The 7241-nt window shown below is 35.3% G+C and carries 8 protein-coding genes; all 8 read left to right on the top strand.

The window, feature by feature from the left end; genetic code table 11:
* On the top strand, positions 1-532 hold a 532-nt coding region (locus C8E03_RS22170), incomplete at its 5' end, for a hypothetical protein (protein WP_207657823.1).
* A 2-nt stretch (positions 533-534) separates the two neighbouring features.
* Positions 535-966 carry a hypothetical protein gene (locus C8E03_RS21435; protein ID WP_094377382.1) on the top strand — a complete coding sequence of 144 codons (432 nt, stop codon included), beginning with the start codon at positions 535-537 and terminating at the stop codon, positions 964-966.
* A gap of 234 nt (positions 967-1200) precedes the next feature.
* Entirely contained in the window at positions 1201-2106 is a 906-nt protein-coding gene (locus C8E03_RS21430) for a rolling circle replication-associated protein (RefSeq protein ID WP_094377381.1), read from the top strand.
* A 577-nt stretch (positions 2107-2683) separates the two neighbouring features.
* On the top strand, positions 2684-3145 hold the full coding sequence (locus C8E03_RS21425) for a hypothetical protein (protein ID WP_094377380.1): 462 nt from the start codon (positions 2684-2686) through the stop codon (positions 3143-3145).
* Between the two features lie 326 nt (positions 3146-3471).
* Positions 3472-4047 (top strand): tyrosine-type recombinase/integrase, encoded by a 576-nt coding sequence (locus C8E03_RS21420; RefSeq protein WP_094377379.1) that lies wholly within the window; start codon positions 3472-3474, stop codon positions 4045-4047.
* 587 nt (positions 4048-4634) lie between these two features.
* Positions 4635-5882 carry an IS110 family RNA-guided transposase gene (locus C8E03_RS21415; RefSeq protein ID WP_094377378.1) on the top strand — a complete coding sequence of 416 codons (1248 nt, stop codon included), beginning with the start codon at positions 4635-4637 and terminating at the stop codon, positions 5880-5882.
* A gap of 299 nt (positions 5883-6181) precedes the next feature.
* A complete protein-coding gene (locus C8E03_RS21410) occupies positions 6182-6442 on the top strand; it encodes a hypothetical protein (RefSeq protein WP_170123092.1) in 261 nt (86 codons plus the stop codon).
* A 23-nt stretch (positions 6443-6465) separates the two neighbouring features.
* A complete protein-coding gene (locus tag C8E03_RS21405; protein WP_094377376.1) occupies positions 6466-6864 on the top strand; it encodes a hypothetical protein in 399 nt (132 codons plus the stop codon).
* Positions 6865-7241: the final 377 nt, after the last annotated feature.

Below are 7241 nucleotides of genomic sequence, written 5' to 3'. Positions count from 1 at the left end.
ACTGGCCACAATGACAGGAGCGGCAGTAGGAATGCTGACATACGGAGGAATGACCAAGTATGACAGTGTGAAAAATGTGAGTGGATACTATAAGACATCAGAATATCAAACCGTATTGAGTAAAGTGACTGACAAAGATTTGGCTGAGACTGGGATTAAGGGTGGCTTAAATTCTATTATTAAAAACGGAAATGTAGCAATTGATGATATAAAAGCTAATCCAAGCGCATTTAGTGGAAAGTCTGCAGATGAAATAGCACAGGTTCTTAAAGAGTCTGGTTATGATGTAACAGTTCAATCTTCAAAACGGTCAAGCTCTGGTGCTAAAATTATCAAGATTAATAATCCGGGTGGGGGTAAAAATATTACCCAAGTTCAAGTTTCACCAGGCGGTGGAAGGCATGGAGCAAATCCGTATATAAAAATTAGCACTAGTGATCAAGGAATAATTAAGATAGTTGATGGAATTGAAGAAATATATAAAACTGATGGAAAAGAAACTTCAACAATTATATTTACAGGAGGAAAGTAATAATGATAAATTTGGAAGCGCCTATTATTCCCTGGATTGGTATGGGAGGTATAAAACTATATAGTCATATAAGTGAATTGAAAGCATTACTTCAAAACGAAAAAGTTGAGTGTTTTTTGTACGATAAATTTCTTGTTCGATATGAAATTAAGGGAAAAATTTATTTGTTTATTAATCTTATTAATGGAAAGTTATTTAAGATAACAACTTTAGAAGAATATAAAGGCTTATTATTTGATGAAATATATGTAGGGCAAAAAACAGAAGATATGTTAAGTGTAGAAACTAGTTTTGAATATGATGACTTTGAGGAAGTTTATGTAAGTCCTAAAGGTGTTTTTGTTGAAACTGATTCGGAGACAGAAACGGTACAATGGATTTCGGTTTTTATAAAAGAACTTGAAACAGATGATTTTGAAGATGGAAATTGGTGAATAATTATATTTAATTATGGTTATACTTTCGGACTTCCAACTCACTAAATCCCTGTCTATTAATTCAGTATCATGTCTCTCACGAAGTGATGTAATACATGATATGAATTAATAGACTTATGCAAAAAAAATTGCCTTGGGTATACAATAGGATTTTAAGGTGTAGTTCTAATATGATGAGATAAACGCACTCTTTCAAACAAAATTTAAATGTTTGAAAGGGTGTATTTTATTATGAAAATTAGAAAAGTGAGTTCAGAATCAATTAAACTCCAAGAGAATACCGAAGTAAAATTGAAAATAGCGGGAAATACCCGAGAAGTCCAGTTTTCAGCTGGAGTTAACAAAAGGTGTCCCATACAGAACATTTCGAAGGACAAATATCTGGATAAAGAAACTGGCGAGATTAAAGAGAGAAAGAAATCTGAAAACCGATATCAAACACCCAAAAGTGTTCGAAAAAGTATTAATAATCTAATGGACTTAATTCGGTGTAATGCAACAAACCCAAGTTGCTGCAAGTGGATTACGTTGACTTATGCTGATGTCAAGACAGACCATGAAAAAGTATATGAAGATGGGAAAATGTTTCTTAGAAGATTGCAACGATATTTGAATAATCAGACCGAACTGTCAGTTGGTCAAAAGGTATTCAAAAGAATTACAGTTGCTGAGCCACAGGGTGAGAGTCATGGCAATTCGTGGCATCTGCACATTTTGCTGATATTTGAAGACGTTGCTCCATTCATATCAAATGAAGTAATTACAGAGTTGTGGGGTTATGGGATAACAGACACACATAAAGTTTATGATGCAGATGGTCTTGCTCTTTACTTCAAAGTATATCTAAGTGACGTTGAATATGTTGAGGGTGATGAAACTTATGATGTAGTAGATAAAGTTGTGGATGGCAAGTCCAAGCAGTTTATTAAAGGCGGCAGATTAAAGTATTATCCAACAGGGATGCCATTGTTCTCAGCCAGTAGGGGTATGAAGCGACCACTAGTGGAGAAAATAAGCCATAAAGAAGCAATGGACCGTGTCAGTGATTGCAGGTTAGTGTACCGAGAAACGTTTTTGATTGGCGAAAAGGAAAAGAAAGGGAATATCATAGATAAAAGATTTTATAAAAAACAATGATGTAAATGACAGATATTTCAGAACAAAATATCTGCCATTTTAGCTATGTTAAATTGAAATCACCATGAGTGAAAATGATATGACATTTTCTGATTTTGTATTCATAAAGTCTTTTTCTGAATTGATATATTCTGATGTTGTTTTGATTTAACCTTTTGTTGATTTAATATATTCTTTGCAAATTTGATAATATCAGCAATTTGAAGATATGTTCTTGTCTCAGGGGTATCCATTTTCTGCCAGTTAATCCATCTAAAAATACGAACTTTTCTATCAAAGTATCAAAGTGTATTCACAATTAGAGTCAAATAAATGAGTCATATTTGTCACAGAGTTTTATCTTTCCCATTATTTTTCTAAAATCAATTGATTTTACTGTGAATTTTGGCAGTTAAAATAAAAAGACTTAAGTGTCAGTGTGGTATTCACAGTCATTTCCAGTTTGGCGATATAGGAACTAGTCACAAAATTCTGTGATTCATGTATTACTTGATATTACCTAGATGTTTTTAATCTGTATGTAGCAATTGATATGATTTTTGATTTTGACTATGAATAACAGATTGGAGTGATGTTTATGATTTATGGTATTGTATCAGATAGAGATGACAAAACGAGTCTTGCTTATCTTAAGAGTAAGAAAGTAGCAAACGTTAATATCATTCACTGGTCAAGACTGGATGTATTATCTTCCAGATTCGTAGCAGGTGATATCATCTATGTAATAAGTGTTGACCGATTCCCAAGCGTATCCAGATTTGTAGCATTTGCAGAGGCAGTCCTAAATGGAGGGGGATCACTTCGTATTCTAGAACAACCATATCTTGAGGTTGGTAATGGGAAACATTTCAGACCTGCAGTTGCAGAGTATCTTAATACCTTAGTATGCTTGGAAAGAAGCTGTGTACAGAGATTATTTTCTGCTTTTTCATTTAACATGACAGGAAAAGATTATGTAGCGGATTGTATTGCCTATATCACAGTTGGTATTCTAGCAAAGACTTATTCTTCAGATGGAATTTTACACCGTGGTGGATGAATGGTTGGGGGTATTCGTTCCTTGGACTTGGTTGGGAATGTCACACGCTTGCACACGATGTCCTACGTTCGCTTTTTATGTGTGGGGTGACTACTTCCAGTACTACATAAAAAGGGCACATTGGGCGAATTACGGCTTTGCTTGTTAGTTCCTATTCGTACTGGTTTAGGAACTATGGCTTGAACTGGTGTAACTCTTGTTACAGTATTGGATTTATGGAACTTTATGGTCTTGAAATTAGGAACTTAGTGGAATTAATAGCTTTTGCCAGTCTGCCAAGTGTTCGGAGAAACTGGCAGACTTTAAGCGGATTGGAGTGAGAGGGCATGAATAAACGTACAAAAGCAGTTGATGAAGAAACTTATAAGAGGATTGTATCAGTGATGAAAGAAGGTTTCACCTATCAAGGGGTAGAGTACAAGCCAAATGAAAGAATTGCGACCGTGTTGATTTTAGAGTATAACCTTGGACTTCGTGTCGGTGATATCTTAAATCTTACCGTAGATTCTTTTGTAAAAGATGGTAATCGATATCGCCTTGATATTTATGAACAAAAAACTGGCAAGTATAGAAATTTTACCGTTCCAGATGAAGTGTATCAGTTCATCCGTGATTATGCCTATGAGCATAATGTTTCGCCAAAATCCAGATTATTTCCAATCACAGAACGAGCAGTACTAAAGCATTTGAAAGTGGTATGTGAGTATCTTGGATTAAGTGGAATAGGCAGCCATTCTTTCCGTAAGGCATTTGCCACGAATGTCTATGTGAATAATCACTACAACATTGAACTGGTCAGAACCCTGCTTCATCATTCCAGTGTGCTTGTGACACAGAGGTATATTGGTATCGGTAGTAAGGAATTGGAAGATGCCATTCAGAAAAACATCTGCCTTGGGTAAAGAACTGAAAATTTCAAAGGTAATAGAAATAATCCGCATGCTACTTGGCATTCTGCCAGTATGGTGCGGATTTTCTATGTGAATTGATAAGATAGTTTTAAAAAGTTCATAGTTTTATGAAAAAGTGCTTGACAGAGGGGTATTGGTCTAAAAATATCGGTAACTATTTCTCCTGTTTTGGTTTTTGGCTAAGAATGAAAAAATAGGATTTTCTCATATGCTTTTTCTATATGAGATGGTGGAAGTTTTGGCGGTCTTTCAAAAAGTGCGATTTGTATAATGGAAGTAAGCAGTGAAACACCTGCCATTTCTACAGAATTAACTTGAAATGTGACGGCATAGAGAGTTAATATCACAAACAACTTTTGGAGCAGTTCGTAAGTCTCTAAAAGTTCCTGCGTTCTTGCAGGATAAGTACATTCTCCATGAAAGTCGGCGGTATCCCTTGGATATTATGAGTCCGACCAGAAATGGATAGATTTTGCCACCCTTGTCCACCGAGTCGCAACAGTGTAATTCTCGGAGAGAGACTTATCAGTTGAGGTTGTCAGCATTTCGACCAAACATAAGAGAATGGAGATTTAATTATGATTAAAGAGGAACACATTTATGTAGGTATTGATTTACATAAAGAGACCCACACAGCGGTCATTTTAGACTGTTTTAACAACAAACTAGGTGAAATTACATTTGCTAATACACCAGCAGAATTCCCAAAGTTGGTAAGGAAAGTAAAGAAGTATTGCACTGATGGAAAAGAACCAGTATATGGTCTTGAAAATGCCTATGGATATGGTCGTGCTCTTGCAGTATGGTTGATTGATAGAAAGTATATCGTGAAAGACGTAAATACCGCTATTTCCAACCGACAGGCAAAGCACCGAGGAGCCATGTATAGAAAGAGCGACAGTGATGATGCACAGGCGATAGCCCTTGCAACAATTACCATGCTTGATAAACTTCCAGATGCGTGTCCGAATGATGCATATTGGTCACTTGGTCAGTTGGTAAATCGCAGGGACAACATCATGCGTCATAGGATCCGTTTGACTAATCAGCTTCACGAACAGCTTTGTATCGCCTATCCGAGTTATAAGGTGTTTTTTACAGATATAGGTAGACCAACAGCTCTGTATTTCTGGTCAAAGTATCCATCACAGAAGTATCTGAAGGGCAAAGGGGTAGAGGACTTAAGAGAAGAATTAGTTCCAATCAGTCACAACCGATGTTCCACCAAGACATGTGAAAAGATAATGGATGCCATCAAAAGTGATAAAGTGAAAGATAATGAGCATCAGGATGCCAGAGATGTTGTAACAAAAGGAATTGTAAGTGATTTGCAGCATTATGAAAAGCAGTTACAAGAAGTGGATACTGAGTTAGAAAAGTTGTATCATTCCCTTGGTTTTACCTTAACCACAATCCCAGGGGTAAATATCACGACAGCGGTGAAGATGCTTGCGGAGATTGGTGATATTAAGCGTTTTTCCAATGCATCCAAGTTAGCACAGTTTGCAGGTATCGCACCAATTAATAATTCGTCGGCAGGAAAAGGTACAGATAAAGCATCGAAACAGGGGAATCGAAGATTGCAGGCAACTATTTATTTTTTAGCGGTACAGATGATACAGGTATCAGCAAAGGGAAAACCGAGAAATCCCGTATTTCGTGCGTATTACGAGAGACGAATAGCGGAAGGAAAAAATGGTCAGCAGGTCTTAATCTGCATATCCAGACGATTGGTAAATATCCTATATGGAATTCTAAAGAGCGGTACAGAATATCGAATGCCAGAGATAAAAGAAAGCAATATAGATACAGATAAAAGTAATTAGGAAAAATTTAGAATATGTGATAAAATTTTAAGCAGATGCAATACTGCTTGGGAAAGTGCGACTTTTTCAGAGGGGTAGGAAATTGGCTTAGATAATTATAAGGATAAAGAGTCCAAGTCAAGGGTGGCAGTAAGACTATACAAAATATAAGTAATAAGTTTCCAGAAGACAATCAGATTGGAAAAACATTCAATTATACGTTGGAGAATGGAAAAATAAAGATAGATAATGGTATTCAAGAAGTAGATTTTGTTGTGGATAAGGAAGGTAATTTATATATAGGTAGAGGACATTCATACTTGGCAAATGGAAATGAAGTACAAGCGGCTGGAATGATGAAAGTAAATTCAAAAGGATATGTTAGATGCATATCAGGTGAATCAGGACATTATCAGCCAACTGTTGCACAAATAAAGAATTATCCTCAAGTTATAGAGAATATTGGCGTAAATACTGATGGTTCATGGATTCGAATAAGTGAATTTGAAACCTCAATGTCAAATTATGTAATTGACTCACATGTGGTATATAATGGTCCTATAAAATATATGCCACAATAAATATAAAGTAATTGGAGGAGAATATGGAAAAAATAATCAAAATGAATAAAATTATTTTTCGAAAAAATTTAATATTAACAATTGATGAGATTATGAAGGGAAAAAAAATAGCTCATGAAGATATTAGATTTAAAATAATTCCTATTTATGAAAAAGATAAGTCATTTAATGGTCTAGATAATCAAATGAGATTGATTGCATTGAGTGAAAAAAACGTGGGAAACAGGATTTTATCACTTGACGAAGTGGTTAATCTTATAGCATGTCAATCCCCATTAGTGCCAATATGGATAAATGTTTCATTAAATAAAAATGAAGAAGGAAACTATGTTTTTTACTTAGAAACAAGCTTGAGATTTAGAAAGCCTTCTTTGTTAAGAAATGCTAAAACTGGACATGCTCCATTTAAAGCTATTATTTAATTATGTATTCACCTTAGTATATCCGCAACCTAAATTTTTGCCTCTTAATTAATTATCATGGCTACTTCCAAAGGAGTAAAATCTATGATATTAATTAAGAGACTTAAGCAAAAAATTTTAGCTTGGGTATACAATCGTATTTTCATTTGAAATGTCGGACAAAATGAAACTAAGGTAATAGAATGTGTTGCTACTACTGGATTTATGTGAAACAAGTAATAGTAGTTCTTCCACAGAACTGTTGTTTGCATTATCTTAACAAGACCTGAATTTATGCGGATTGATCAACCAGTGGGCGGAGGAACTGGAGAAGGTCAGAGTGCAGACCGAAGCAGTGGCACAGATGGGAGAGATAAAAGGGGAGGCTGCAAAAAGCA

It is taken from the genome of Lachnotalea glycerini (genome assembly GCF_003201285.1).
GTDB lineage: Bacteria > Bacillota > Clostridia > Lachnospirales > Lachnospiraceae > Lachnotalea > Lachnotalea glycerini.
The sequence above is the reverse complement of the archived record's forward strand: the minus strand, read 5'-3'. Positions and strand labels throughout refer to the sequence as shown.

What these genes read in the sequence shown, in the direction of transcription:
- C8E03_RS21430 (WP_094377381.1), top strand. Translation starts at nt 1,201, where the DNA reads ATGAAAATTAGAAAAGTGAGTTCAGAATCAATTAAACTCCAAGAGAAT.
- C8E03_RS21405 (WP_094377376.1), top strand. Translation starts at nt 6,466, where the DNA reads ATGGAAAAAATAATCAAAATGAATAAAATTATTTTTCGAAAAAATTTA.
- C8E03_RS21420 (WP_094377379.1), top strand. Translation starts at nt 3,472, where the DNA reads ATGAATAAACGTACAAAAGCAGTTGATGAAGAAACTTATAAGAGGATT.
- C8E03_RS21415 (WP_094377378.1), top strand. Translation starts at nt 4,635, where the DNA reads ATGATTAAAGAGGAACACATTTATGTAGGTATTGATTTACATAAAGAG.
- C8E03_RS21435 (WP_094377382.1), top strand. Translation starts at nt 535, where the DNA reads ATGATAAATTTGGAAGCGCCTATTATTCCCTGGATTGGTATGGGAGGT.
- C8E03_RS21425 (WP_094377380.1), top strand. Translation starts at nt 2,684, where the DNA reads ATGATTTATGGTATTGTATCAGATAGAGATGACAAAACGAGTCTTGCT.